General features: G+C 67.4%; 20 protein-coding genes. 9 read left to right on the forward strand and 11 right to left on the reverse strand.

Going from position 1 to position 23,916, the window contains the following annotated elements; all coding sequences use genetic code 11:
• Positions 1-353: 353 nt before the first annotated feature.
• Positions 354-1,853: a M23 family metallopeptidase gene (locus tag OCH7691_RS00005; RefSeq protein ID WP_085881387.1), complete on the forward strand. Its 1,500-nt coding sequence runs from the start codon at positions 354-356 to the stop codon at positions 1,851-1,853.
• Between the two features lie 81 nt (positions 1,854-1,934).
• Here OCH7691_RS00005 and clpB read toward each other — a convergent pair whose 3' ends face one another.
• The gene (clpB, locus tag OCH7691_RS00010) at positions 1,935-4,529 is read right to left on the reverse strand and encodes an ATP-dependent chaperone ClpB (RefSeq protein WP_085881388.1); all 2,595 of its coding nucleotides are present in this window, start codon (positions 4,527-4,529) and stop codon (positions 1,935-1,937) included.
• 206 nt (positions 4,530-4,735) lie between these two features.
• Between clpB and OCH7691_RS00015 the strand changes: the two genes are divergently transcribed.
• Positions 4,736-5,494, forward strand: coding sequence for an MOSC domain-containing protein (locus OCH7691_RS00015; RefSeq protein WP_085881389.1), 759 nt, complete (start codon positions 4,736-4,738; stop codon positions 5,492-5,494).
• A gap of 33 nt (positions 5,495-5,527) precedes the next feature.
• On the opposite strand, the gene OCH7691_RS00020 is transcribed toward OCH7691_RS00015, so the two are convergent.
• The 9 genes from OCH7691_RS00020 to OCH7691_RS00060 form a co-directional block, all read right to left on the reverse strand.
• The gene (locus OCH7691_RS00020; RefSeq protein WP_085881390.1) at positions 5,528-6,157 is read right to left on the reverse strand and encodes a DUF4167 domain-containing protein; all 630 of its coding nucleotides are present in this window, start codon (positions 6,155-6,157) and stop codon (positions 5,528-5,530) included.
• 251 nt (positions 6,158-6,408) lie between these two features.
• Complete coding sequence (prmC, locus tag OCH7691_RS00025; protein WP_085881391.1) at positions 6,409-7,266, reverse strand: peptide chain release factor N(5)-glutamine methyltransferase; 858 nt, start codon at positions 7,264-7,266, stop codon at positions 6,409-6,411.
• Positions 7,263-8,357, reverse strand: coding sequence for a peptide chain release factor 1 (prfA, locus tag OCH7691_RS00030; RefSeq protein WP_085881392.1), 1,095 nt, complete (start codon positions 8,355-8,357; stop codon positions 7,263-7,265). The genes prmC and prfA overlap by 4 nt, the downstream gene beginning before the upstream one ends.
• A 1-nt stretch (position 8,358) precedes the next feature.
• Positions 8,359-9,603, reverse strand: a complete 1,245-nt coding sequence (gene hisS / locus OCH7691_RS00035) for a histidine--tRNA ligase (RefSeq protein ID WP_085881393.1) — start codon at positions 9,601-9,603, stop codon at positions 8,359-8,361.
• 58 nt (positions 9,604-9,661) lie between these two features.
• The gene (ispG, locus tag OCH7691_RS00040; RefSeq protein ID WP_085881394.1) at positions 9,662-10,807 is read right to left on the reverse strand and encodes a flavodoxin-dependent (E)-4-hydroxy-3-methylbut-2-enyl-diphosphate synthase; all 1,146 of its coding nucleotides are present in this window, start codon (positions 10,805-10,807) and stop codon (positions 9,662-9,664) included.
• A gap of 109 nt (positions 10,808-10,916) precedes the next feature.
• Entirely contained in the window at positions 10,917-12,155 is a 1,239-nt protein-coding gene (locus OCH7691_RS00045; RefSeq protein ID WP_176244865.1) for a helix-turn-helix domain-containing protein, read from the reverse strand.
• A 317-nt stretch (positions 12,156-12,472) separates the two neighbouring features.
• Complete coding sequence (ptsP, locus tag OCH7691_RS00050; protein WP_085881396.1) at positions 12,473-14,674, reverse strand: phosphoenolpyruvate--protein phosphotransferase; 2,202 nt, start codon at positions 14,672-14,674, stop codon at positions 12,473-12,475.
• A gap of 59 nt (positions 14,675-14,733) precedes the next feature.
• A complete protein-coding gene (locus OCH7691_RS00055; protein ID WP_085881397.1) occupies positions 14,734-15,795 on the reverse strand; it encodes an NAD(P)H-dependent flavin oxidoreductase in 1,062 nt (353 codons plus the stop codon).
• Positions 15,785-17,005, reverse strand: coding sequence for an aspartate kinase (locus OCH7691_RS00060; RefSeq protein ID WP_085881398.1), 1,221 nt, complete (start codon positions 17,003-17,005; stop codon positions 15,785-15,787). The genes OCH7691_RS00055 and OCH7691_RS00060 overlap by 11 nt, the downstream gene beginning before the upstream one ends.
• 163 nt (positions 17,006-17,168) lie before the next feature.
• On the opposite strand from OCH7691_RS00060, the gene ubiG reads away from it, so the two are divergent.
• Genes ubiG through mutT form a run of 4 tightly spaced genes read left to right on the forward strand, consistent with a single transcriptional unit; the run spans position 17,169 to position 20,977 of the window.
• Positions 17,169-17,921 (forward strand): bifunctional 2-polyprenyl-6-hydroxyphenol methylase/3-demethylubiquinol 3-O-methyltransferase UbiG, encoded by a 753-nt coding sequence (gene ubiG / locus OCH7691_RS00065; RefSeq protein ID WP_085881399.1) that lies wholly within the window; start codon positions 17,169-17,171, stop codon positions 17,919-17,921.
• 14 nt (positions 17,922-17,935) lie between these two features.
• Entirely contained in the window at positions 17,936-19,285 is a 1,350-nt protein-coding gene (locus OCH7691_RS00070; protein ID WP_085881400.1) for an alpha/beta hydrolase, read from the forward strand.
• A gap of 44 nt (positions 19,286-19,329) precedes the next feature.
• Complete coding sequence (gene argJ / locus OCH7691_RS00075) at positions 19,330-20,559, forward strand: bifunctional glutamate N-acetyltransferase/amino-acid acetyltransferase ArgJ (RefSeq protein WP_085881401.1); 1,230 nt, start codon at positions 19,330-19,332, stop codon at positions 20,557-20,559.
• Positions 20,540-20,977, forward strand: a complete 438-nt coding sequence (mutT, locus tag OCH7691_RS00080) for an 8-oxo-dGTP diphosphatase MutT (RefSeq protein WP_085881402.1) — start codon at positions 20,540-20,542, stop codon at positions 20,975-20,977. Before argJ ends, mutT begins: the two co-directional genes overlap by 20 nt.
• Here mutT and OCH7691_RS00085 read toward each other — a convergent pair.
• Positions 20,961-21,902 (reverse strand): methyltransferase domain-containing protein, encoded by a 942-nt coding sequence (locus OCH7691_RS00085; RefSeq protein ID WP_085881403.1) that lies wholly within the window; start codon positions 21,900-21,902, stop codon positions 20,961-20,963. The two genes, mutT and OCH7691_RS00085, sit on opposite strands and share 17 nt — an antisense overlap.
• Here OCH7691_RS00085 and OCH7691_RS00090 point away from each other — a divergent pair.
• Genes OCH7691_RS00090 through OCH7691_RS00100 form a run of 3 tightly spaced genes read left to right on the forward strand, consistent with a single transcriptional unit; the run spans position 21,891 to position 23,907 of the window.
• A complete protein-coding gene (locus OCH7691_RS00090; RefSeq protein WP_217807720.1) occupies positions 21,891-22,745 on the forward strand; it encodes a ComF family protein in 855 nt (284 codons plus the stop codon). The genes OCH7691_RS00085 and OCH7691_RS00090 overlap by 12 nt on opposite strands.
• 34 nt (positions 22,746-22,779) lie before the next feature.
• Positions 22,780-23,040 carry a glutaredoxin 3 gene (gene grxC / locus OCH7691_RS00095; protein WP_085881404.1) on the forward strand — a complete coding sequence of 87 codons (261 nt, stop codon included), beginning with the start codon at positions 22,780-22,782 and terminating at the stop codon, positions 23,038-23,040.
• Positions 23,041-23,043: 3 nt separating this feature from the next.
• Entirely contained in the window at positions 23,044-23,907 is an 864-nt protein-coding gene (locus OCH7691_RS00100) for a carbon-nitrogen hydrolase family protein (protein ID WP_085881405.1), read from the forward strand.
• The last annotated feature ends 9 nt before the right edge of the window (positions 23,908-23,916 follow it).

Consider the following 23,916-nt stretch of genomic DNA (forward strand, 5'->3'; position numbering starts at 1 on the left):
AAAGAGCGCCTCTCCAGAACCGCCTCAGCGGCCCCGCCTCGCCGCAACCCGCCAGCCCCGAAAGACCACCGCGTCGCTGCGAGGCCCGGCTTATACGAACCCTGCCAAACCCTGTCAACAGGCTTTCGAAACATCCCTGTCACATTTGACAAGACGCATTTGCCCATCCCCCCCGGCGCCCGAAAAATGTCACGGCCCGAGGCGGCCAAATACCTTGTATTTCCGGCAAAATTCTTGACAAGAGGAGGGTGTGGCCGCATCGTTCAGCGCGGTCAATCCATGGTTAACAAGTTTCTGCCAGACTGGCCCTCCAACGCCACCCTCCGACGCAACCGACAAGCAAGAAGCACCGCGTGACGAAAAAGCGTACGAGCCGATTCAAGGGCGCCGAGCGTCGGGGAATCATCAGCCCGGCCACGGTCGCCCTGAGCGGCGTGATCTGTGGCGCTGTCCTGGCCCTCGCCGGCCTCGCGCTGACCGATGGCGGGACTTTCGACATGCCGCGCGCGAGCGGCTATGACGAGCGCCTGGAACCGACGCCACCCGTTCTTGAGAGCCGGGCCAACCGTTTCCTGACGGCCGAGGCGGCACCACTCGAGTCGCCGATCGAGGTGGCACTGGCGCCAACCGGCAAGGCCGGCAACGACGATGACATCCTCGGACCTGTCCTTCCGGGCGACGGCCCGGCGCAGGATCCGGAGGAGGTCGAGGCCGATCCCGACAGCGCCCTCGTCAAGGCGGTGGCAGTGGCCAAGGGCGACACGCTCGCCAAGCTTCTCGCCCGGGCCGGAACAGACAGCCGCGATGCCCATCAGGCAATCACCGCGCTCTCCGAGGTCTTCGACCCGCGCCGCCTGCGCATCGGCCAGGAGATTCGCCTCGAGTTCTCGCCGCTCGGCGAGGGCGCGGAAGGCGAACTGCGGCTCAGCCGCGTGTCGCTCATGGACAGTGTCGAGCACGAAGTCTCGGCAACCCGCCGGGACGACGCCTTCACGCCGGAAGAGAATCATCTGGAACTCGAGCGCAGCCTGGTCCGCAGCGATGGCGTCATCAACAGTTCGCTGTTCCTCGCCGCCCGCGATGCCGGCCTGCCGCCAGAGATCGTGATCGAGATGATCCGGATCTTCTCCTTCGACGTCGACTTCCAGCGCGAGGTGCAGCCGGGCGACCGCTTCAGCGTCTATTACGAGAGCTTCCGGAATGACGCCGGCGAGACCGTCAAGTACGGCAACATCCTGCTCGCCGGGATGACCCTCTCGGGCGAGCAGCTGACCTTCTATCGCTTCACCCCCGACGACGACGGCGTTACCGACTATTTCACCGCGACCGGGCAGAGCGTGAAGAAGACCCTGATGCGGACCCCGATCGACGGCGCCCGCCTGTCGTCCGGCTTCGGCAAGCGCCGTCATCCGATCCTCGGCTACACGAAGATGCACCGGGGCGTCGATTTCGCCGCGCCGTCGGGAACGCCGATCATGGCCGCCGGCGATGGCGTCGTCGAATTCGCCGGCCGTCACGGCGGCTACGGCAACTACGTGCGGATTCGCCACAACGGCACCTACAAGACCGCCTATGCCCACATGCGCCGTTTCGGCAAGGGCGTCCGCGCCGGCACGCGGGTCCGCCAGGGCCAGATCATCGGCTATGTCGGCACCACCGGCCGCTCGACCGGTCCGCATCTCCACTACGAGGTCCTGAAGGGCGATCATCAGGTCAACCCGCTGGCCATCAAGCTGCCGACCGGTCGCAAGCTCAGCGGTTCCATGCTCGCCCGCTTCGCCAAGGAACGCGATTCGCTGGAAACGCGCTTCGCCGCGGCCCCGGTGGTCAACCGGCAGGCCAGCGCCGACTGAACGTCGGCGAGCACCGTCCCGAAACGCAGAAACGGCGCCACATGGCGCCGTTTCGCTTTTCAGCAAGCCCGGTCGATCCGCTCAGGCGGCGCGGCTTGCCTCGATGCCGTTGATCAGCAGCCCGCCGCCACCGGCGCTCACCTGCACCGTTTCGCCATCCACGATCGAGCCACGCAGGATCATCTCGGCGAGCGGGTTCTGCAATTCGCGCTGGATCACCCGCTTCAGCGGACGGGCGCCGTATGCCGGGTCATATCCGGCATCGGCCAGCCAGACCGCGGCCGATTGATCGAGCTCGAGCGTGATCTTGCGATCGGCGAGCAACGCCTTCAGCCGCTCGACCTGAATCTCGACTATTCCGGTCATGTTGGCCCGGGTCAGCTTATGGAACAGCAGGATCTCGTCGAGCCGGTTGAGGAACTCCGGCCGGAAGGCCCGCCTGACCACCTCCATGACGCCGCCGCGCACCGCCTCGCTTTCCTCGCCTTCCGGCAGGTTGGCGAGCAGGTCCGAGCCCAGATTCGATGTCAGGATGATCAGCGTGTTGCGAAAATCGACGGTGCGGCCCTGGCCATCGGTCAGACGGCCGTCGTCGAGCACCTGGAGCAGCACGTTGAAGACGTCCGGATGGGCCTTCTCGATTTCGTCGAAGAGCAGGACCTGGTATGGCCGGCGCCGGACGGCCTCGGTCAGCACGCCGCCCTCCTCGTAGCCGACATAGCCGGGAGGCGCCCCGAGCAGCCGCGAGACCGAATGCTTCTCCATGAATTCCGACATGTCGACCCGCACCATCGCTTGATCGTCGTCGAACAGGAAGCCGGCAAGCGCCTTGCAGAGTTCGGTCTTGCCGACGCCGGTCGGGCCGAGAAACAGGAACGAGCCGATCGGCCGGTTCGGATCCTGCAGGCCGGCGCGGGCGCGGCGGACGGCATTGGAAACGGCGACGATCGCCTCCTCCTGACCGATTACCCGGCGACCGAGCCGCTCCTCCATCTGCAGCAGCTTCTCGCGTTCACCAGACAGCATCCGGTCGACCGGAATGCCGGTCCAGCGTGAAACCACGCTGGCGATGTCCTCGGCGGTAACCGCTTCGCGAAGCATGTCGCCGCCGTCCTCGCCTTCGGATTCGGCCAGCTTGCGCTCGAGATTCGGGATCACGCCGTAGGCGAGTTCGCCGGCGCGGGCAAGATCGCCGCGACGCTGCACGTCCTCGAGCTCGCTGCGCGCGTGATCGAGCTCTTCCTTGAGCTTCTGGGCGCCGGAGAGCTTTTCCTTCTCCTGCTGCCAGCGTGCGGTCATCTTGGCCGAGCTCTGCTCGAGATCGGCAAGTTCGACCTCGAGCCTGGCGAGCCGCTCGCGGGATGCCTTGTCGTCCTCCTTCTTCAGTGCCTCGCGCTCGATCTTCAGCTGGATGACGCGGCGGTCGAGCTCGTCAAGCGCTTCCGGCTTCGAATCGACTTCGATGCGAAGCTTGCTCGTCGCCTCGTCCACCAGGTCGATCGCCTTGTCGGGCAGAAAGCGGTCGGTGATATAGCGATTGGAGAGCGTCGCCGCGGCAACCAGCGCCGCGTCCATGATGCGGACCCCGTGATGAAGTTCGTATTTCTCCTTCAGGCCGCGCAGGATCGAAATCGTGTCCTCGACCGTCGGTTCGGCAACGAAGACCGACTGGAAGCGGCGCGCGAGGGCGGCATCCTTCTCGATATGCTTGCGGTATTCGTCGAGGGTCGTGGCGCCGACGCAATGCAGTTCGCCGCGCGCCAGCGCCGGCTTCAGCATGTTGGAGGCATCCATCGAGCCTTCCGCCTTGCCGGCCCCGATCAGGGTATGCAGCTCGTCGATGAACAGGATGACCTCGCCGGCGGCGGCGGAGATCTCCTGCAAGACCGCCTTCAGCCGTTCCTCGAACTCGCCGCGGTACTTCGCGCCGGCAACCAGCTGTCCGAGGTCGAGCGAGAGCAGCCGCTTGTCGCGCAGGCTTTCCGGCACGTCGCCGTTGACGATCCGCAGCGCCAGGCCCTCGACGATTGCCGTCTTGCCGACGCCGGGTTCGCCGATCAGCACCGGGTTGTTCTTGGTCCGCCGCGACAGGACCTGCACGGTGCGGCGGATTTCCTCGTCACGGCCGATGACCGGGTCGAGCTTGCCTTCGCGCGCCGCCGCGGTCAGATCGCGGGAGTATTTCTTCAGCGCGTCGTAGCCCTGTTCGGCCGATGCGGTGTCGGCGGTACGACCCTTGCGGATATCGTTGATCGCCGCATTGAGCTTCACCGCCGTAACCCCGGCATTCTTCAGGATCTCGGCCGCGGCGGTGCCCTTGGCCAGGGTCAGCGCCAGCAGAATCCGCTCGGCGGTAACGAAGCTGTCACCCGCCTTCTTCGCGATTTCGGTGGCCGATTCGAAGAGGCGCGCCGTCTCGGGCGCCAGATATAGCTGCCCGGCACCGGCGCCTTCGACCTTGGGAAGCTTGGCAAGCGCAGCCTCGGTCGCATCCAGCGCACTGTCGGGACGCCCGCCCGCTGCCTTGATCAGGTTGGCCGCGAGGCCTTCCTCGTCGTCCAGGATGACCTTGAGGATATGTTCCGGCGTGAAACGCTGATGCCCTTCACGCAATGCCAGCGCCTGCGCCGACTGAACGAAACCGCGCGAACGCTCGGTAAATTTCTCGAAGTCCATGCTCGTCTCCGACACATAGAAGACCGACCCCCAGGACTGGCACTCCGGCTGCGATTCCGTACGTGGGCAATCGGCCGGAGCCCGTCGGTCGACAATATCATTGGGACATTCGATATATTGGAACCGAAGCGGATGCCCGCAAGGTTCCGCTTCCCCGCGCGGGAGGCAATTGCATTCGCCCGCGGCAACCGCGACAATCCCGCCCCATGAACAAGATCGAGGACTTGTATCGCTATCCGGTCAAGGGGCTCAGCGCCGAGGCGCTGGAGCAGGTGAGCGTGGCGCCGGGGGACGGCATTCCCGGCGATCGGCGCTACGCGATCGCCCACGGCACGACGGAATTCGATCCGGAGGCGCCGGAGCCGTTGCCGAAAACCCGGTTTCTGATGCTGATGCGGAACGAGCGGCTGGCGGCGCTGAAAACCCGGCTCGATCCGGAGAGCGGTGAACTGGTCATCGAACGCGACGGCAGGCCGGTCAGTCGGGGCGTGCTGTCTACTCCGCTCGGGCGCAGCCTGGTCGAGCAGTTTTTTGCCGCCTACCTGGGCGAGGAGGCGCGCGGCGCACCGAAGATTGTCAGCGCCGAGGGCCATCGCTTCGACGACATGGGCGAACCGGTTGTGTCGCTCATCAACCTGAGGACCGTCGGCGATATCCAGCGGGTCGCGAAGACGACGGTCGACCCGCTGCGCTTTCGCGGCAACATCCACTTTTCAGGCGAGGCGCCGTGGTGCGAGTTCGACTGGATCGACCGCGAGGTCCGGATCGGCGACGCGACGCTCCGGATCTTCGCGCGCATCACCCGCTGTGCTGCCACCGAGGTGAACCCGACAACCGCGGCGCGCGATCTGCAGCTTCTGCGGGCGCTCAGAGGCGGCTACGGCCATGTCGATTGCGGCGTTTACGCCCATGTCATCGCGGCCGGCCGGATCAGCCGCGGCGATACGATCCAGCCACTGACCTGACGCCGACCGGGGAGGCCGGCGCCGGGCCCTGAACTAGTCGGCGTCGGCCGTTTCGCCGGGCGTCGCGGCCGGTGCCGCCTGATCGGACTGGGTCTCCGCGCGAGGACGCCGGGTCCGGCGGCGCGGACGGGGGGCCGGCGCCGGCTCGTCCGGCGTGCCGCCCTGCGGCTGCGAAGGCCCATCTTGCGGCGGTGCCTTGGACTGTTGCTGGGGGGCCGCTTCGGCAGCCTGGGGCTGGGGCTGTTGCGGCTGCGACTGTAGCGGCTGGGAATTCTGCTGCCGGTTCTGCTGGCCGCGATCGTTCTGCTGACCCCGGTCGCCCTGCTGGTTGTTGGCCGAGGACTGCTCGTCGCTGTCGTCGTCCTGATCGTCGGAATTGTCGTTGTGACGCGCCTGGGGGGCCTGCTGGCCGCCGGCTTGCGCGCTCATGATCCGGTAATAATGCTCGGCGTGCTGGAAGTAATTCTCCGCCCCGACCCTGTCGCCACTGGTCGTGGCATCGCGGGCGAGCGAGCAGTATTTCTCGTAGATCTGCGCAGCCGTGCCGCGGATCTTGACGTCAGGCCCGTTGCTGTCGAACGCACGGTTCTGACCACCCGGGCGACGACCCCCGTTGCCGCTTGGCCGACCGCCGCGCGCACGCCGATTGTTTGTTACTCTCATTCCGCTATGGACCCACTGTCTTCAGCTGGTTCAAATTGTTCGGTCAGGACGCCCGCAAGTTGCTGGCCAATTTCACCGGACGCAAACCGCGCCGGTCGGAAACGGCTGAGTGTCGCGGGGACACTTTGCGGACCTGGATCAACGTATTTCGCTTGATCGAGCGCGCCACCCGTTCGTCCGGGCTGCCCCGCAGCTCGCGCTCACAAGGAAACCCTAGTCTGCCGCGACCGATTATTCCAATCTTTTTTTCGTCAGCCGCCACTGGGGTCGACCTCGAAAAGCAGGCAACGCTGGCGCCCGGCCAGATCCGCGCGCACCCCGGCGGCACGCAGCCCGGCGGCGGCGGCGATGCGGGTGACGACCTCCCCCTGTCCGGCCCCGATCTCGAGCGCCAGCAGGCCGCCCGGCGCCAGGTGATCCGGCGTCGCCGGCAGGATCGCGCGGTAACAGTCCAGGCCGTCCGGGCCGCCATCGAGCGCGACGGACGGCTCGTGCAGGCGGATTTCCGGCTCAAGATCCTCGATCTCCGCGCTGGCAATGTAGGGCGGATTGGAGACGACGATATCGAAGCGCCCGCCAAGCGGTCCCCACCAGTCGCCGACGGCCATCCGCGCACGATCCGCAAGACCGAGATCCCGGGCATTGGCGACCGCGACCGAGGCGGCGGCGCGACTGCGATCGACGCCGATGCCGGTTGCCCGCGGATATTCCCGAAGAAGGGTGAGCAGCAGGCAGCCGGAGCCGGAACCGAGATCGGCGATCCGCCAATCCTTCGTCCGGTCCGGCCGGGCCGCCAGGACCGCCTCGATCAGCGCCTCGCTGTCCGGGCGCGGATCGAGAACGGCCGGACCGACGCGGAACTCAAGGCTCCAGAACTCGCGACGGCCGAGCAGGTGGGAGGCAGGCTCCCGCGCCGCGCGCCGCGCGACCAGGGTCTCGAATGCCGCCGCTTCATCCGCTGACAGTGGACGTTCGGGCGCGCGCAGGATGTCCCCCGGATCGACCATGACATGGCAGAGCAGCAGCCGGGCCTCGGCACGGGCACCTTCTATGCCGGCCCCGGCAAGCCGTCCGGCGGCGGCGGTCAGGGCATCGCGCAGGCTGATCAATGGCGCGGGTCGTCGCGCATTTCCGCGAGCTGCTCGGCCTGGTCGGCAGCAGTCAGGGCGTCGATCACCTCGTCGAGCGCCTCGCCGGCGATCACCCGGTCGAGCTTGTAGAGGGTCAGGTTGATGCGATGATCGGTGACCCGGCCCTGCGGAAAGTTGTAGGTGCGAACCCGCTCGGATCGGTCGCCGGATCCGACCTGGCTCTTGCGGGCAGCCGCCCGCTCCCGGTCCGCGTTTGCCCGTTCCTGCTCGTAAAGCCTGGCGCGCAGAACCTTCAGCGCCTTCGCCCGGTTCTTGTGCTGCGACTTCTCGTCCTGCTGCTGGACGACAATCCCGGTCGGCAGATGGGTGATGCGGACCGCCGAGTCGGTTGTGTTGACCGACTGGCCTCCGGGTCCGGAAGCGCGGAAGACATCGATCCGGAGATCCTTCTCGTCGATCGCGATGTCGACCTCCTCGGCTTCCGGCAGCACGGCGACGGTGGCGGCGGAGGTGTGAATGCGGCCGCCGGATTCCGTCGCCGGGACGCGCTGCACCCGATGCACGCCGCTTTCGTATTTCAGCCGCGCGAATACGCTCGTGCCCGCAATCGAGAAGATCCCTTCCTTGCATCCGCCGATATCGGTTTCCGAGTAGGAAAGCGTCTCGACCCGCCAGCCATGGAGATCGGCATAGCGCTGATACATCTGCACGAGATCGGCGGCGAACAGGGCGGCCTCGTCGCCACCGGTGCCGGCCCGGACCTCCAGAATCGCGTTCTTCTCGTCGGCCGCATCCTTCGGCAGCAGGCGAAGCTGCAACTCCATCTCGAGGCCCGGCAGGCGGTCCCGCAGGGTCTCGATCTCCGCTGCGGCAAGCGCCCGCATATCGGCGTCGCTGTCGGGATCCGCGGCCATTTCCTCGAGGTCCGCCAGTTCCCGACGGGCCGCGCGATAGCTCTCGACCGCCTCCATGACCGGTCGCAATTCGGCATATTCGCGGGAGATCCGGACGAAGGCCTCGCCGTCCAGCTCGCCGAGTTCGCCGGCCATGCTGGCCTCGAGTTCGCGAAAGCGCGCGGCGATGCGCTGGATTGTGTCGTCGGCGATCATCTCAGGCGGACGCCCTCAGCGCGGCAGCCAGTTCGCCGAGCGGCACCTGCCGCTGTTCGCCGGAATCGAGGTCGCGAAGGGTCGCGGCCCCGGCGGCTAGTTCGTCATCGCCGACGATCACCGCGGCCCGCGCGTTGACCTTGTTGGCCCGTTTCATCCGCCGCCCGAGATTGCCCTTGAAGGCAAGCTCGACGACTTCGCCGCCGTCGCGGAGCGCATGGGCAAGCCGGAGGGTTTCGGCCTCGGCCGCCTCGCCGATCGGGATCAACGCCACCGGGCGCCGTCGGGACGGAGCTCCGTCGGCGAGCATCGCCAGCCGCTCGATACCGCCGGCCCAACCGATACCTGGCGTGGACGGTCCGCCGAGGGTCTCGATCAGGCCGTCGTAACGGCCACCGGCGATCACCGCGCCCTGCGCGCCGAGCGCATCGGTCACGAACTCGAAGGCGGTGTGGGTATAATAATCGAGACCGCGAACCAGCCGCTCGTTATGCGCAAAGGGAATGCCGAGCGCATCAAGGCCGCGCCGGACCTCGGCAAAGAAATCCCGCGAATGGTCGTTCAGATAATCGGCGAAGCGCGGCGCTTCCTCGACCACGACCCGGTCGCCACGATCCTTCGAATCGAGAATCCGCAGCGGGTTGCGCTCGAGCCGGGCAAGGCTGTCCTCGGAAAGCTCGCCCTTGCGGGCCGAGAAATAGGTGACCAGCGCCGCCCGGTAGGCGGTCCGGCTTTCCCGGTCGCCCAGGGTATTGAGCTGCAGCACGCATTTGTCGGCGACATCGAGGGCGCGCAGGATATCCCAGCCGAGCGCCACGACCTCGATATCGGCCTGCGGCTCGGCGGCGCCGATGATTTCCACATCGATCTGGTGGAACTGCCGCTGGCGGCCTTTCTGCGGTCGCTCGTAACGGAACATCGGACCGTGGGCGAAGACCCGGAACGGGACATTCTGCATCAGCCCGTTCGAGATGAAGGCCCGGCAGATTCCGGCGGTATATTCCGGGCGCAGCGTCAGCCCCTCGCCGCCGCGATCCTCGAAACTGTACATTTCCTTGGAGACGACGTCCGAGGTCTCGCCCATCGACCGGGCGAAGATCTCGGTGAACTCGAAGATCGGCGTCGCGACCTCCTCGTGCCCGTAGCGCTCGGCGATGGCGCGCGCGGTATCGACCACGTGGCGATGCCGTCGGTGATCGTCGGGCAACAGGTCGTGGGTGCCGCGTACGGGCTGCGGTGCGGGCAACGTTCTTCTCCGTCAGGGCGCCGGCGCGACCGGCAGCCGCAGGCTCGACGGACGCTGTTCAGGCGGCCCGATGGTCGTCTGCCAGTTCCGCGCCTTCGGCCTCGGCCGCTTGGGCTTCTATTTCGGCGGCCTTCTTTTCGACCAAAGCGACGATATGGTCAACAAGCTCCTCATCGCCGATCCGATGATCGGTGACGCCGTTCAGGTAAACCTGGTGCGTTCCCTTGCCGCCGCCGGTCAGGCCGATATCGGTCTCGCGCGCCTCGCCGGGGCCGTTCACCACGCAGCCGATGATCGACAGGGTGAGCGGCGTGGAGATGTGCGAGAGACGCTCTTCCAGGGTCTCGACCGTGCGGATGACCGGGAAAGCCTGGCGCGCACAGGACGGACAGGAGATCACCGTAACCCCGCGCCGGCGGAGTCCGAGGCTCTTCAGGATCTCGTAGCCGGCCGTGACCTCTTCTTCCGGCTCGGCCGACAGCGAGACGCGGATCGTGTCGCCGATCCCCGACCACAAGAGCATGCCCATGCCGATCGAGGACTTGATGGTCCCGGCGCGAAGTCCGCCCGCCTCGGTTATCCCGAGATGGAGCGGGTAGTCGCAGGCCTCCGCCAGCCCCTGGTAGGCGGCGACGGCAAGAAAGACATCGGACGCCTTGACGCTGATCTTGAACTCGCGGAAGTCGTTGTCCTCGAGGATGCGTGCGTGATTGAGCGCGCTTTCGACCATCGCCTCCGGGCAGGGTTCGCCATAGCGTTCCAGCAATTCGCGCTCGAGGCTGCCTGCATTTACCCCGATCCGCATCGAGCAACCGTGATCCTTCGCCGCCTGGACGACCTCGCGAACCCGCTGTGCCGAGCCGATATTGCCCGGATTGATGCGGAGACAGGCGGCACCCGCCTCGGCCGCCTCGATGGCGCGGCGATAGTGAAAATGGATATCGGCGACGATCGGCACCCGGGCCGCGGAAACGATCTGCTTCAAAGCCGCGGTCGATTCCTGATCGGGGCATGAAACGCGGACGATGTCGGCGCCCGCCGCTTCGAGCCGGCGAATCTGGTCGATGGTGGCGGTCGCATCCGCGGTGACCGTGTTGGTCATCGACTGCACGGTGATCGGCGCGTCGCCGCCCACCGGAACGTTACCGACATGGATCATGCGGCTCTTGCGGCGCACGATCTGTCGATAGCTGCGAATGGTCATCGGGAGAAACCTGCTTCAAGAGGAACGCCGCCAGGCGACCGACGGCGCGCTTACCGGCGGTAACATGACCGCCGAACGAGGCCAGATCAAGGGCCGTTCCCAGTCGAGATCAGCTGTCGGCGGGATACCGCGCAAGCAGCGCCGACGCCGCCAGGGGCACGTTGCGAAGCGTACCGCCCGCAGGCCCCAGCGGCGGCAGCACCCTGCCGTCGACGCGCACTTCGAGCGCCCCGGCATTGCTTGCCATCAGCGACAGATCGTCACGGTTCGGCACCAGATAGCTTTCACCGGCCTTGAGCAGCCGGTCGACGACCTCCTCGGCATTGGCACCCTGGATCTTCACCCAGATCGTCTGCCGGGCGCGCAGCACCACGCGCACATCCGCATGGGCGTCGCCGTAGGTCCCGGGCAACGTGCGTTCCGCACCACCGGCGCCATTGGCGGCAACGACCGGCGGCGGCGGGACCAGTTCCTCTGTCTCTTCAGCCTGCGGCAGGCTGTCCGCGTCGCTCCCCTCGATCACGCTCGGCGGCGGTGCCACCTCGTCGTCCGCATCCCCCGCCGAGGACGCCGTCGATGCGGGTTCGGACGGAGCGGCGGGCGGTGTTGACGGCAGTGTGGTCGAGGGTGGGGCCAGCGCGGCCAGCGCGCGCGACGGATCCGGCGCCTCCGCCCGCTCGACGGGCGTTTCGCCGCGCGTCAGCGGCGCTTCCGGAATCGCCGCCATCGCCGGCGAAACGGTATTCGAGCGCCCGTTCGGCGGGAGCTTCTGCGCGGTCGCCGCCATGTCCCTCCCCGTTGTCCCCGCCTCGTCCGTGGCGGCCGTGTCCGTGGTCGCGGTGGATGATGGTGCGGGACGCGGCTCGGCAACGGCATCGCTTGGGGTCGATTCTTCTGCCGGCGGGTTCTCGGCGATCCGTGCCAGGTGTCCCGGCACGTCGTCGACCGATGGCAGCAGCGCGACATTGTTCTGGCTGAGCATGTACCAGCCACCGAACACGGCGATCGCGGCGACCAGGGATATCCGGACGAGCCAGCCGGCCGGACTCCAGTTGTCCGAGCTCGGTTCCGGGAAATTCAGGCTTGGCGCCGTGCCCTCGCCGCCGGTTTCCTGCTTGAAGAAGGCAACGACCTGCTCGGCGTCGAGATCAAGGAAGCGGGCATAGGCACGCAGGAAGCCGATGACGTAGATCCGTCCAGGCAGGGCGTCGTAACGCCCCTCCTCGAGGGCCTCGAGTTGCGAGATGCGGATCCGCAGCCGCTGGGCGACATCGGCAAGCGATATCCCCTCGCGCTCGCGCACGGCGCGCAGCTGTGCGCCGACCCCGTCAAAATGCGGGCCTTCCATGTCGGGATCCGGTCCGCCGTCGAAGTTCAACTCCGATACGGCGCGGAGCGACGGCTCGACCCGGCGATCGACAGCCTTTCGGCCGCGGCCTCCCGTGTCGTGTCCCCGCTTTCCGGAATGCGCCTGTCCTGCCATTCCATCTGCCGTGCTATTACAAAGTACCAAACAAAATGCCCGATCGTCGTGTCGGCGACGACCGATTAGTGAATATTCCTGATCCCGAATCTCAGGTTAAACCCAACTCCCCAACGGACGCAACGTGATGGCGATTGCAAAACACGATCAAATCCGGCCATGCGTCTTCACGGCCCGAGCGGTCATACCGGGACACCGTGCCGTCGCGCGAAATCGCCGAGGCAATCCCGGATGCTCCGCTCCTGCGCTCCGTTCATTCCACTCATATAGGATGTAAGTTCCGTTAATACCACGTGCCGAACCATCTCCTTCACCGGCCCGATCGAGGCCGCGTTCATCGACAGGTTGCGGAAACCGAGCCCGAGCAGCGCCATCGCCTCGAGCGGACTGCCGGCCATCTCGCCGCACACCGAGATCGGCACCCCGGCCGCGTCGGCCTTGCAGACGAGATGGCGGAAAAACGCGATGACCGGCGGGCTCAGCCGGTCGTAACGGCCAGCCACCCTGGGATTGCCGCGATCGACGGCGAACAGGAACTGCAGCAGGTCGTTCGACCCGACGGAGAGGAAATCGACGACCTCCAGAAGCTCGTCAAGCTGCCAGGCAAGCGAGGGGACCTCCACCATGGCGCCAAGATGAAGCGACCTGGGCTCGGGCGCGCCGCTGGCCCGATGGCGTTCAAGCTCGCGTTCGAGGATCGCGCGCGCAGCGACGAATTCGGAGACTTCGGCGATCATCGGGAACATGATTCGCAGATCGCGGTCTTCGGCCGCGCGCAGCAGCGCCCTGAGCTGGCTTTGCAGAAGCGCCGGCCGATCGAGTCCGAGCCGGATCGCCCGCCAGCCCATCGCCGGATTCTCCCCGCTCTCGATGCGCAGGTAGGGCAGTGCCTTGTCGCCGCCCACGTCGAGCGTGCGGAAGACCACCGGCTTGCCGTCGGCGCGGTTGAGCACGGCGCGGTAGAAGCCGGTCTGTGAATCGATCTTCGGCATCCGCGGCCGCACCATGAAATGGATTTCCGTGCGGTACAGGCCGACGCCGTCGGCGCCGGAGCTCTGCAACTGGTCCATGTCGATCAGCAGGCCGGCATTCACATTGAGTGCGATTCGCACCCCGTCGAGGGTTTCCGAGGGCTGGTCGCGAAGCGCCGCGAACCGCGCCAGTCGGGCGGCGCGGGCCGCGAGATTGGCCTGGAAGGCGTGCAGGACCTCCTCGCCCGGACGGACAAAGATCTGTCCCTGCTCGCCATCGACGATGATCCGGTCGCCGCTTTCCACGCTCTTCCGCGCGTCCCGCACGTTGCCGACCAGTGGAATCTGCAGCGCGCGGGCGATGATGGCGACATGGCTGGTGGTCGCCCCCTCTTCCAGGACCACCGCGCGCAGCCGCTCCCGGTCGTAGTCGAGAATCTCGGCCGCGCCCATGTGCCGGGCGACGATGACCGCATTGTCCGGCAGCGCCGGCTTCGCCTCGTCGCGCTCGATGAGATGGGCGTAGAGCCGGTTCGCCAGGTCGTCCAGATCGGCGAGCCGTTCCCTGATATAGGGGTCGACGGCCGCTTCCATGCGGATCCGCGTGTCGTCCTGGACGCGCTTGATCGCCGCTTCCGCGGTCAGTCCGCTGGCCACCGCCTCCTGGAGGCGAACCAGCCAGCCCCGGTCATAGGCGAACATCTGGTAGGCTTCGAGAATGTCGCGCGATTCGCCGACGAAGACCGACTGCGCCGCACTCATCATGGCGTCGACCGCTTCGCGAAGCTGCGCGATCGAGCGCGCCAGACGCTTCTGCTCGTATGTCGTGTCGTCGGCGATTGCCCGGTCGACGACGATCTTCGGTTCGTGCAGGACCGCGATGCCGATCGCCAAGCCGTCGGCGAATATCTGCCCGGTCAGGCGAACCGGCGCCGTGGTGTCGCTCGTCTGGGCGAAATCTTCCGGGCGGAAGAGCTGGCTGGAAACGAGCAGTTCGGCGAGCACCATCGCCACCGTCTGCAGCGCCTCGACTTCCTCCTCGGAATAATGGCGCTGGGTCCGGTTCTGGACGGCGAGGACGGCGACGACGCGGCCGCCGCGCAGGACCGGCACGCCGAGCAGCGAATGGTAGATTTCCTCGCCCGTTTCCGGCCGGTAGGCAAAGGCCGGATGCGCCTGGGCGTCCGAGAGATTGAGATAGCGGGCGCTGCGTGCGATCTCGCCGATCAGGCCCTCGCCGACGCGCAGCCGGGTCTGGTGGACCGCTTCCGGATTCAGGCCTTCGGTGGCGAACAGTTCGAGCACCCCGTCGCCACGCAGCAGATAGACCGAGCAGACTTCGGCAACCATGTTGTTCGCAATGATGCGCACAACAGTGTTGAGCCGGGCCTCGGCCTCGCCGGTGCCCGCCATGACCTCGCGAAGACGCCGCAGGAGGAGGCGGGGGCTGCTGGTGGCGGGATTCGTCACTGTCACTCGGCGGCGGGGCCGCCGTCCCTGAGGCTGAGAACCGCCGCCGCCTGGCTAACCAGCTCGCCGATGATGGCCGCGGTCGGTTCCTCGCGTTGGACCATGCCGACGCTCTGCCCCGCCATCATCGAACCCCATTCGACGTCGCCCTCGATGACGGCGCGGCGCAAGGCGCCGGCCCAGTAATGCTCGATCTCGAGTTGGGCCTCCTTCAGTTCTATCTCTCCGCGACGGAAACGGGCGATGACCTCGTGCTGGAAGGCGATGAAGCGCTTCGATCCGTTGTTGTTGATAGCCCGCACCGGAATGACCGGAAAAGCCGGATCGACCTGCACGGTCGGCACCGCATCGCGGGCGGCGGCCCGGATGAAGGCCTGCTTGAACTTGGGATGGGCGATCGATTCGCTGGAGCAGACGAAACGCGTGCCGAGCTGGCAGCCGGACGCGCCCATTTCCAGATACATCGCGACCGCCTCGCCGCGACCCAGTCCGCCGGCAACGAATACCGGAATCTCGTTGATATGCGGCAGGATCTCCTGCGCCAGTACGCCGGTCGACACCGGGCCGATATGGCCGCCGGCCTCCATGCCCTCGATAATCAGACCGTCGACGCCGTCGCGAACGAGCTTGCGGGCAAGCCCCAGCGCCGGCGAGAAGCAGAGTAGTTTGGCACCGCCGTTCTTGACCCGGGCAATCGCCTTTCTGGGCGGGATGCCGCCGGCCAGCACGATATGCCCGACCCGATGCTCCAGGCAAACATCGATCAGCCTGTCCAGTTCCGGATGCATGGTGATCAGGTTGACGCCGAACGGCTTCGATGTCAGCGCCGCGGTCGCGGCGATTTCGGCGCCGAGCAGATCCGGCCCCATGGAGCCGCAGGCGATGACCCCGAAACCACCGGCATTCGAGATCGCCGAAACGAGGTTCCGCTCCGAGACCCAGGACATCGCGCCACCCATGATGGCGTATTCGGTGCCGAGCAGGTTCCGGCCGCGTGCCCACAGCGCCGCAAGGCGCGCGGCACCGCGGCGGTCGTCCGTGATAGGCGTACCGTCAGCCGGCATCGAGATCGAAGGCGGTGTGCAGCGCACGGAGCGCCAGCTCCGTATACTCGCCCGCGATCAGGACGCTGATCTTGATCTCCGACGTCGAGATCACCTGGATGTTGATGTTCTTCTCCGCCAGCGCGGAGAACATCGTCTTCGCGACGCCGGCATAGCTTCGCATGCCGACCCCGACGATCGAGACCTTGACCACGTTCGAATCCGAAACCAGCGCGTCGTAGCCGACCTCGCCCTTGACGGCCTCGAGCACGCGCACCGCCTTGTCGAGGTCGGGGCGCAGCACCGTGAAGGTCAGGTCGGTCGCGCGACCGTCCTCGGAAATGTTCTGCACGATCATGTCGACGTTCACGTGGTTATCCGCCAGCACGCCAAACACGTTGGCGGCGATTCCCGGCTGATCCTCGACACGACGGAGCGTGATCTTGGCCTCGTTGCGGGAATAGGTAACGCCACTTACAACTTGCTGTTCCACGATTTCGTCCTCATCGACCACGAGAGTACCCGGCAGGTCACTGAAGCTCGACCTGACCTGCACCCGAACCCGGTGCTTCATTGCCATTTCGACGGAGCGGGTCTGCAAGACTTTTGCGCCGAGCGATGCAAGCTCGAGCATTTCCTCATAGGTAATCTTATCAAGCTTGCGAGCCTGCGTCACGATGCGGGGGTCCGCGGTATAGACGCCGTCGACATCGGTGTAGATGTCGCAGCGGTCGGCGCCGATCGCGGCCGCGAGGGCGACTGCGGAGGTATCCGAGCCGCCGCGGCCCAGCGTCGTGATCCGGTTGTCCGGACCGATCCCCTGGAAACCGGCGCAGACCGCGACCTGGCCCTGCGTCAGACGCGCGCCGAGGAGTTCGGTCTCGATCTTCTGGATCCGGGCGGCGCTGTGCGCGTCATTGGTCCGGAGCGGGATCTGCCAGCCGAGCCAGGAGCGGGCGGAGACGCCGATTTCCTGCAACGCCAGCGCGGTAAGCCCGGCCGTGACCTGCTCGCCGGAGGCGACGACACTGTCATACTCGCGTGCGTCGTGCAGCGGCGCCACGCGGCGGACGAGGCTGTCGAGACGGTCGGTCTCGCCGGCCATCGCCGACACCACGACGGCAACCTCGTGACCGGCATCGACCTCGCGCTTGACGCGCTCAGCCACATTTCGGATACGGTCGATATCGCCGACCGACGTTCCACCGAATTTCAATACCAAACGAGCCATACGGATCGCATCCCTAGTCCACGGCCGGATCCATGGTCGTTCCACCGTGCTCTGAAGCTTGTTTCCTGAAGTCGCGCTTGCCCGAAGCGCGCCAATACATACTCTCTAGACTTGCAGCGAACAAGCTTTGCAACGCTGCCAAACGAGCCCTTCCGGAGGATCCATGGACCAGCAGGCGCAATCGACGGTCGATCCCGCAGAGATCGCCCGTTTCTCCGCCATCGCCGACAGCTGGTGGGACCCGGCAGGCGACTTTCGCCCCCTGCACCGGCTCAATCCGGTGCGGCTCGGCTACATCCGGCAGCAGGCGGAACGCCATTTCGGCCTCGATCCGAACTCGCTCGAACCGCTCCGCGGGCTCAGCGTGCTCGACATCGGATGCGGCGGCGGGCTGCTCTCCGAGCCGATGGCGCGCCTCGGCGCCAGGGTTGTCGGCGTCGACGCGGCGGAGAAGAATATCCGCGTCGCGTCGCTGCACGCGGAACGCGCCGGCCTCTCCATCGACTATCGCCATGACACCGCCGAGGCGCTCGCCGCGGCGGGCGAGCAGTTCGACATCGTGCTCGCCATGGAGATTATCGAGCATGTCGCCGATACCGGAGCCTTCGTCGGCGCCTGCGCGACGCTGCTCAGGCCCGGCGGCCTGATGTTCGGCGCGACCCTCAACCGGACCCTCAAATCCTACGCCATGGCCATCGTCGGCGCCGAATATGTGCTCCGCTGGCTACCGCGCGGCACGCACGACTGGAACAGGTTCCTGCGCCCGAGCGAATTCGCGCGCGCCCTCCGGCAGGCGGGCCTCCGGCTTCGCCACACGACCGGCGTCGCCTACCAGCCGTTCGACGACAAGTGGCGGCTCGACCCCGGCGATCTCGGGGTCAACTACATGCTGACCGCCGATCGGCCGACGCAATAGCCGCGGCCCCGGCAATGCGGCTTGGCGCGAACGGCTCCCGCCTGACCGGCCTGGTCGCGCACCCGTGGTTCGACCTGCTGGCCGAACCCACCGTGACGTCCTATTTCCTGCCACTGTCCCGTGCCTGGGCCGCGGCGCGCGTGGCGGATGGCGACGTCGGCCGCTTCGCCGGAGAGAACGGTCTGCGCCGGCCCGGCAAGGCGCTCGCCCGTGCAATCGTCGCAACTGCCGGCCGCGACCGCCGCTACCGGGAAGCGGAACAGGACTGGCAGCAGGCGATGTTCGGCGACGGCGACGAAGGCCAGGCCCGGCGACTGGGCACGGAGCGCGCTGAACGCGCCTTCCGGCTGATGGCCGCGCGTGCCTTCTTCCTGCCGTGGCGTAGCAATTTCGCCGCCGTCCGCTGGGACATCGAAACGCCCGTGGCAACCCACCGGCGGCACGGCGCTCGGCTTGCCCGGACGGCGTCCGCCTATCCGGCGCCGGCCATGACCGATATCGAACGCTCGGCCACCGTCGCCAATGGAAAGGTCCGACGCTACTGGCTGCGCTTCACCGCCGCCGGTTCCGGCGACCGGATGATCGCGCGGGTCAGCGAGCCGGCGAGCGGCAACGTCCGGGCCACGGTGATCCTCCTGCACGGCCTCGCGGTCGAGGACGAAATGTGGCCGAACCCGGCCGACCCGGTTCTTCCCATGGTGGCCGAAGGGGTCCGGTTCGTGCAGCCGGAAGCGCCCTGGCACGGACGACGGACCCTGCCCGGCACCTACGGCGGCGAGCCGGTTCTGGCGCGCGGTCCTGGCGGCCTGCTCGATTTCTTCCAGTCGGCGCTGTCCGAGATCGCCTTGCTCGTCCGGTGGGCGAAGAACCGGGGCGACGGCCCGGTCGGTCTCGGCGGCGTCTCTCTCGGCGCGCTCACCATCCAGCTTGTCGCGACCGCCTCGCGGAACTGGGCCGGGCAGGAGCGCCCCGACGCGCTCCTGCTGATCGCGACGACCGGACGCATGACCGACGTGCTCCATGCCGCCCCCGCCTTCCGCCGACTGAAGCTGTTCGAGGCGGTACAGCAGGGCGGCTGGAGCATGGACGAGATCGAGACCTGGCGCCCTCTCCTGGAGCCGAGTGGCGAACCCTGCCTGCCGCCGGAGCGCATCGTCATGGTGCTCGGCAACCTCGACACCGTGACACCTTATGACGGCGGGTTGGCGCTCGCCCGTGACTGGCGGGTGCCGGAAGACAACCTGTTCCTTCGTCGCCAGGGTCATTTCTCGCTGGCCCTCGGCGTGCTGTCCCGGCCGGCGCCGATCGTCCGGTTCCTTGAGATCCTCGGCGTCGGCGCCTCCAACAGCGCTTGTCCGGCCTGAGAGCCGACGATAGGATCGCGCCGCTATTCAGGAAAGGTCGCCCCATGGCGCAGTTGCAACGTTCCCCGCTGGCCCCGGCCGGCTTTCCCGTGCTGCCGGCGATCGCCGGCGTGACGCTCGCGACCGGCAATTCCGGCATCCGCTACAAGGGCCGCGACGACGTGCTGTTCGCCCGTTTCGTCCCCGGTACCACGGTCGCCGGTCTGCTGACGCGGAACAGCATGCCGGGCGCGCCGGTCACATGGTGCCGGGCCAATCTGGCGCGCGGCAGCGCCGGGGCGCTGGTCGTGAATGCGGGCAATGCCAATGTCTATACCGGCGCCGCCGGCGACCGCGCTGTCGAGGAGACAGCGGCGGCGGCGGCGAAGATCGCCGGCTGCGTCGCCGAGGATGTCTATGTCGCCTCGACCGGGGTCATCGGCGTACCGCTACCGGCCGAGAAGATCGCCGCGCTGCTGCCGGCGCTTGGCAATGGCGAGGGCGATTTCGAGGCCGCCGCCAAGGCGATCTGCACCACCGACACCTTCCCGAAGGGCGCCTCGGCAACCGCGACAATCGGCGGGGACCGGGTGACCATCGCCGGCATCGCCAAGGGCTCGGGCATGATCCAGCCGGACATGGCGACAATGCTGGCCTTCGTCTTCACCGATGCGAACCTGCCGGCGGAAGTGCTCGACAGCATCCTGCGAGAGGCGAACGACCGGAGCTTCAACGCGATCACCGTCGACAGCGACACCTCGACCAGCGACACCCTGCTCGCCTTCGCGACCGGCAGGGCCGGCAACCGCCATGTCTCCGACCCCGCCGATCCGCTGCTCGACGAATTCCGCGCCGCGCTCGAGGCCGTCCTGGTCGACCTCGCCAAGCAGGTCGTGCGTGACGGCGAGGGTGCCAGCAAGTTCATCACCGTGCAGCTGGGTGGCGCGAAGGACGATCTTTCCGCCCGCCGGATTGCCCTCAGCATCGCCAATTCACCGCTCGTCAAGACCGCCATCGCGGGCGAGGACGCGAACTGGGGACGGATCGCCATGGCGATCGGCAAGAGCGGCGAGCCGATCCGCATGGAGGCGGTGCGGATCACCATCGGCGGCGTCCAGATCGCCGCCAACGGCGGCCTCGACCCGGCTTACCGGGAGGCGGACGTGGTGCCGCACATGAAGGGACAGGAGATCGAGATCACCGTCGATGTCGGCATCGGCGACGGCCGGGCAACGGTCTGGACCTGCGACCTGACGCACGGCTACATCTCGATCAATGCCGACTACCGCTCCTGAAAAACCCGCCGGGACGGCGCGGCCGATCGTCCTGGTCGCCGCCGTCGCCCTGGTCGATGCGGACAACCGGGTTCTTCTCGCCGAGCGTCCGGCCGGCAAGAGCATGGCCGGGCTTTGGGAATTTCCCGGCGGCAAGGTCGAGGCCGGCGAGACCCCGGAAGCGGCGCTGATCCGCGAGTTGCACGAAGAGCTTTCCATCGATGTGACAGCGGCCTGTCTCGCCCCCTTCACCTTCGCCAGCCACGCCTATGACGACTTCCACCTGTTGATGCCGCTTTATCTCTGCCGACGCTGGTCGGGCGACCTCGTCCCGCGCGAGGGGCAGACGCTGCGCTGGGTCCGGCCGCTGAAGCTCCGGGACTATCCGATGCCGCCCGCCGATGTGCCGCTGATCGCAATGCTCAGGGATTTTCTCTAGACGGCGTCGACTTCGCCGGTGTCCCCGCAACCTCGCCGGCCGAGCGCTCGTCCGTCCCCAGGGCGTCGGCGAGCCTCGCATTGGCGCTGCCCGGACGGAGCGGCTTCTGCTGGCTCTCGTGTGGCGCCCAGCCGGTCAGGAACAGGACCTGGAAGGTCGCCGGCACCCGTCCCTCCGCGTCGGCGAATTCCTCGGCATAGATCTCCGCCGCGCGGGCGAAGACCGCCCGCCGCGTCGCGCCGCGTGGCCGGCCGCAGGTCGCATTCGCCTCGCCCATGCCACGCAAGTCCCGCATCAGCGCGAACGGGTCCGGGTAGCGCACGGTGATCGTGTCGACGTCGGTCACAGGCAGGGCAAAGCCGGCCCGCTGCAGCAACGCACCGACATCGCGGAGCGCCGCCGCCGGCGAGACGCGCGGACTGGCACCACCGGTGATCTCGGTCTCGGCCAGCAACAGGGCGTGGCGCAGCTCGCGTAGGGTCTCGCCGCCGAACAGCGCCGCGAGGAACAGGCCGTCCGGAACCAGCGCGCGGCGGATCTGCACCAGGCTGCCCGGCAGGTCGTTGACCCAGTGCAGGCCGAGAACGCTGGTCACCAGGTCGAAGCTCGCAGCCCGGAACGGCAGCGCCTCCTCGTCGGCGACGATCCCGATACCCGATGCCCGCGCAACCATCGCGGCACTCAGGTCGGCGGAGACAAGGCCCTTGATGCGGCCGGCCCCGGCCAGCGCCCGGCCCATCAGGCCCGGGCCGGCGTTGAGATCAAGCGCCAGGCCGAAGCCCCGCTTGACGTCGAACACGCGCTCGAGCATGCGGTCGCCGATTTCGCGGATCAGGAAATCGTGCGCGTCGATGACCGCGGCCGCGCGGTCGCGATGCCAGCGCACGGCGCGCCGGTCGAACAACAGGATGTCGTGCTCGTTCATGACGCCAGCGTTGTGGCACGACCGGCGACCCTCATCAAGCGGCGACAGCAAGCCCGTGCCCGTGGCATCATCGGCATCATGCCTGCCGTGATCCTTCGCCGTTCGCTCCGGCTCGGCCTCGCCCGGACCATCGACTTCCTGCTGCCGCCGCAATGCGCCGGCTGCCGGATACCGATCGCCCAGGACAGCGCGCTTTGCGCGGAATGCTGGGGCGGGATCGACTTCATCGGGCCGCCCTATTGCGTGACCTGCGGCTATCCGTTTCCGCACGATGCCGGCGACGGTGCAGAGTGCGGCGCCTGCATCGCCCGGACGCCGGCCTTCGACAGGGCCCGGGCGGCGATGGCCTATGGCGAGGTTCCGCGCACGCTGATCCTCGGCTTCAAGCATGGCGACCGGATCGAGGCAACCGCCCTCTACGCGCGCTGGCTGGCGCATGCCGGCGCCGCCTTCCGGGCAGAGGCCGATATCGTCACTTGCGTGCCACTGCACCGCGGCCGCCTGTTCCGCCGCCGTTACAACCAGTCGGCCCTGCTGGCCAATCGCCTGGCGCGTGACTGGGCAAGGCCGGCAATTCCCGATCTCGTGCTGCGGGTCCGGGCGACGCGGAGCCAGGGCGGGCTGAATGCCGGCGAGCGCCGGCGCAATGTCGCCGCCGCCTTCGCGATAAACCCGCGCCACGCCGCGCAACTGGCCGGCCGCAATGTCGTGCTGGTCGACGACGTGCTCACCACCGGTGCGACGGTCGAGGCAGTCGCCCGCGTGCTGCGCCGTGGCGGCGCCGGAGCGGTGAACGTGCTCACACTGGCGCGGGTTGTCCGCGATTGGCGTAATCCCATATAAATGCGCGACCCAACAGGAGCCGAGTGAGTCCGACATGCCGAACGTCACGATCTACACCACGATGATGTGCCCCTATTGCTTCCGGGCGAAGAAGCTGCTCACGCAGAAGGGCGTCAAGTTCGACGAGATCGATGTCGGTACCGACCCCGGCCTGCGTCGAGAGATGACCACGCGCTCGAACGGCGGCCAGACCGTGCCGCAGATCTTCATCGGCAAGCGCCATGTCGGCGGTTGCGACGAGTTGTTCGCGCTCGAAGCCCGTGGTGAACTCGACGCCGCGCTGCAAGCGGCCTGATCGATGCCGGACCAGGCCGGACAGAGCTTCACCGCCGCGTGCGTGCAGATCAACGGCTCGGCCGACTGGCGCGAGAATCTGGAGGCGACCAGCGCGCTGATCCGCGAAGCCAAGCTGGGTGGCGCCGATCTTGTCGCGACGCCGGAAGTCACCAACATGCTGGGCGGCGGCCGGCGAACGCGCGAGGAAGCCCGCCCGCAGGACGACGATCCGTCGCTCGCGTCCTACCGGACGCTGGCGGCCGAACTGAAGATCTGGCTGCTGCTCGGTTCGCTGACCCTGAAGAAGCAGGACGACGAGCGGCTTGCCAACCGCTCGTTCCTGATCGGCCCGGACGGCGCGATCGCAGCCAGCTACGACAAGATCCACATGTTCGACGTCGCGCTGGAAAACGGCGAAACGCACCGGGAATCGAAAAATTTTGCGCCCGGCGACACGGCGGTACTTGCCGATCTGCCATGGGGCCGGCTCGGACTCTCCGTCTGCTACGACGTCCGCTTTCCGCATCTCTACCGGCGTCTTGCCAAGGGCGGCGCCGACATCCTGAGCGTGCCCGCCGCCTTTACCCGGACCACCGGTGAGGCGCACTGGCATGTCCTGCTGCGGGCGCGGGCGATCGAGAACGGTGCCTTCGTCATCGCGCCCGCGCAATGCGGCAGCCATGCCGACGGTCGCCAGACCTACGGCCATTCGCTGATCGTCGCGCCCTGGGGCGAGGTGCTCGCCGACGGCGGCACCGAACCCGGACTGATCCTGGCGACCATCGAGACCGGCGAGATCGGCAAGGCGCGCCGACGGGTTCCGAGCCTCGAGAACGACCGTGCGATCACCGGTCCGGCCGAGCGGCCCACCAGGGCCGCTGAATAAAGGCGCTTG

The organism is Oceanibacterium hippocampi (assembly GCF_900172325.1).
GTDB classification, from domain to species: Bacteria; Pseudomonadota; Alphaproteobacteria; order Sneathiellales; family Sneathiellaceae; genus Oceanibacterium; species Oceanibacterium hippocampi.

Excerpts from the sequence above, each read along its gene's own strand:
- clpB (WP_085881388.1), bottom strand. The coding sequence starts at position 4,529 with ATGGACTTCGAGAAATTTACCGAGCGTTCGCGCGGTTTCGTTCAGTCG.
- OCH7691_RS00015 (WP_085881389.1), top strand. The coding sequence starts at position 4,736 with ATGAACAAGATCGAGGACTTGTATCGCTATCCGGTCAAGGGGCTCAGC.
- OCH7691_RS00020 (WP_085881390.1), bottom strand. The coding sequence starts at position 6,157 with ATGAGAGTAACAAACAATCGGCGTGCGCGCGGCGGTCGGCCAAGCGGC.
- prfA (WP_085881392.1), bottom strand. The coding sequence starts at position 8,357 with ATGATCGCCGACGACACAATCCAGCGCATCGCCGCGCGCTTTCGCGAA.
- ispG (WP_085881394.1), bottom strand. The coding sequence starts at position 10,807 with ATGACCATTCGCAGCTATCGACAGATCGTGCGCCGCAAGAGCCGCATG.
- OCH7691_RS00045 (WP_176244865.1), bottom strand. The coding sequence starts at position 12,155 with ATGGAAGGCCCGCATTTTGACGGGGTCGGCGCACAGCTGCGCGCCGTG.
- ptsP (WP_085881396.1), bottom strand. The coding sequence starts at position 14,674 with ATGGCGGGCACCGGCGAGGCCGAGGCCCGGCTCAACACTGTTGTGCGC.
- OCH7691_RS00055 (WP_085881397.1), bottom strand. The coding sequence starts at position 15,795 with ATGCCGGCTGACGGTACGCCTATCACGGACGACCGCCGCGGTGCCGCG.
- OCH7691_RS00060 (WP_085881398.1), bottom strand. The coding sequence starts at position 17,005 with ATGGCTCGTTTGGTATTGAAATTCGGTGGAACGTCGGTCGGCGATATC.
- ubiG (WP_085881399.1), top strand. The coding sequence starts at position 17,169 with ATGGACCAGCAGGCGCAATCGACGGTCGATCCCGCAGAGATCGCCCGT.
- OCH7691_RS00070 (WP_085881400.1), top strand. The coding sequence starts at position 17,936 with ATGCGGCTTGGCGCGAACGGCTCCCGCCTGACCGGCCTGGTCGCGCAC.
- argJ (WP_085881401.1), top strand. The coding sequence starts at position 19,330 with ATGGCGCAGTTGCAACGTTCCCCGCTGGCCCCGGCCGGCTTTCCCGTG.
- mutT (WP_085881402.1), top strand. The coding sequence starts at position 20,540 with ATGCCGACTACCGCTCCTGAAAAACCCGCCGGGACGGCGCGGCCGATC.
- OCH7691_RS00085 (WP_085881403.1), bottom strand. The coding sequence starts at position 21,902 with ATGAACGAGCACGACATCCTGTTGTTCGACCGGCGCGCCGTGCGCTGG.
- grxC (WP_085881404.1), top strand. The coding sequence starts at position 22,780 with ATGCCGAACGTCACGATCTACACCACGATGATGTGCCCCTATTGCTTC.
- OCH7691_RS00100 (WP_085881405.1), top strand. The coding sequence starts at position 23,044 with ATGCCGGACCAGGCCGGACAGAGCTTCACCGCCGCGTGCGTGCAGATC.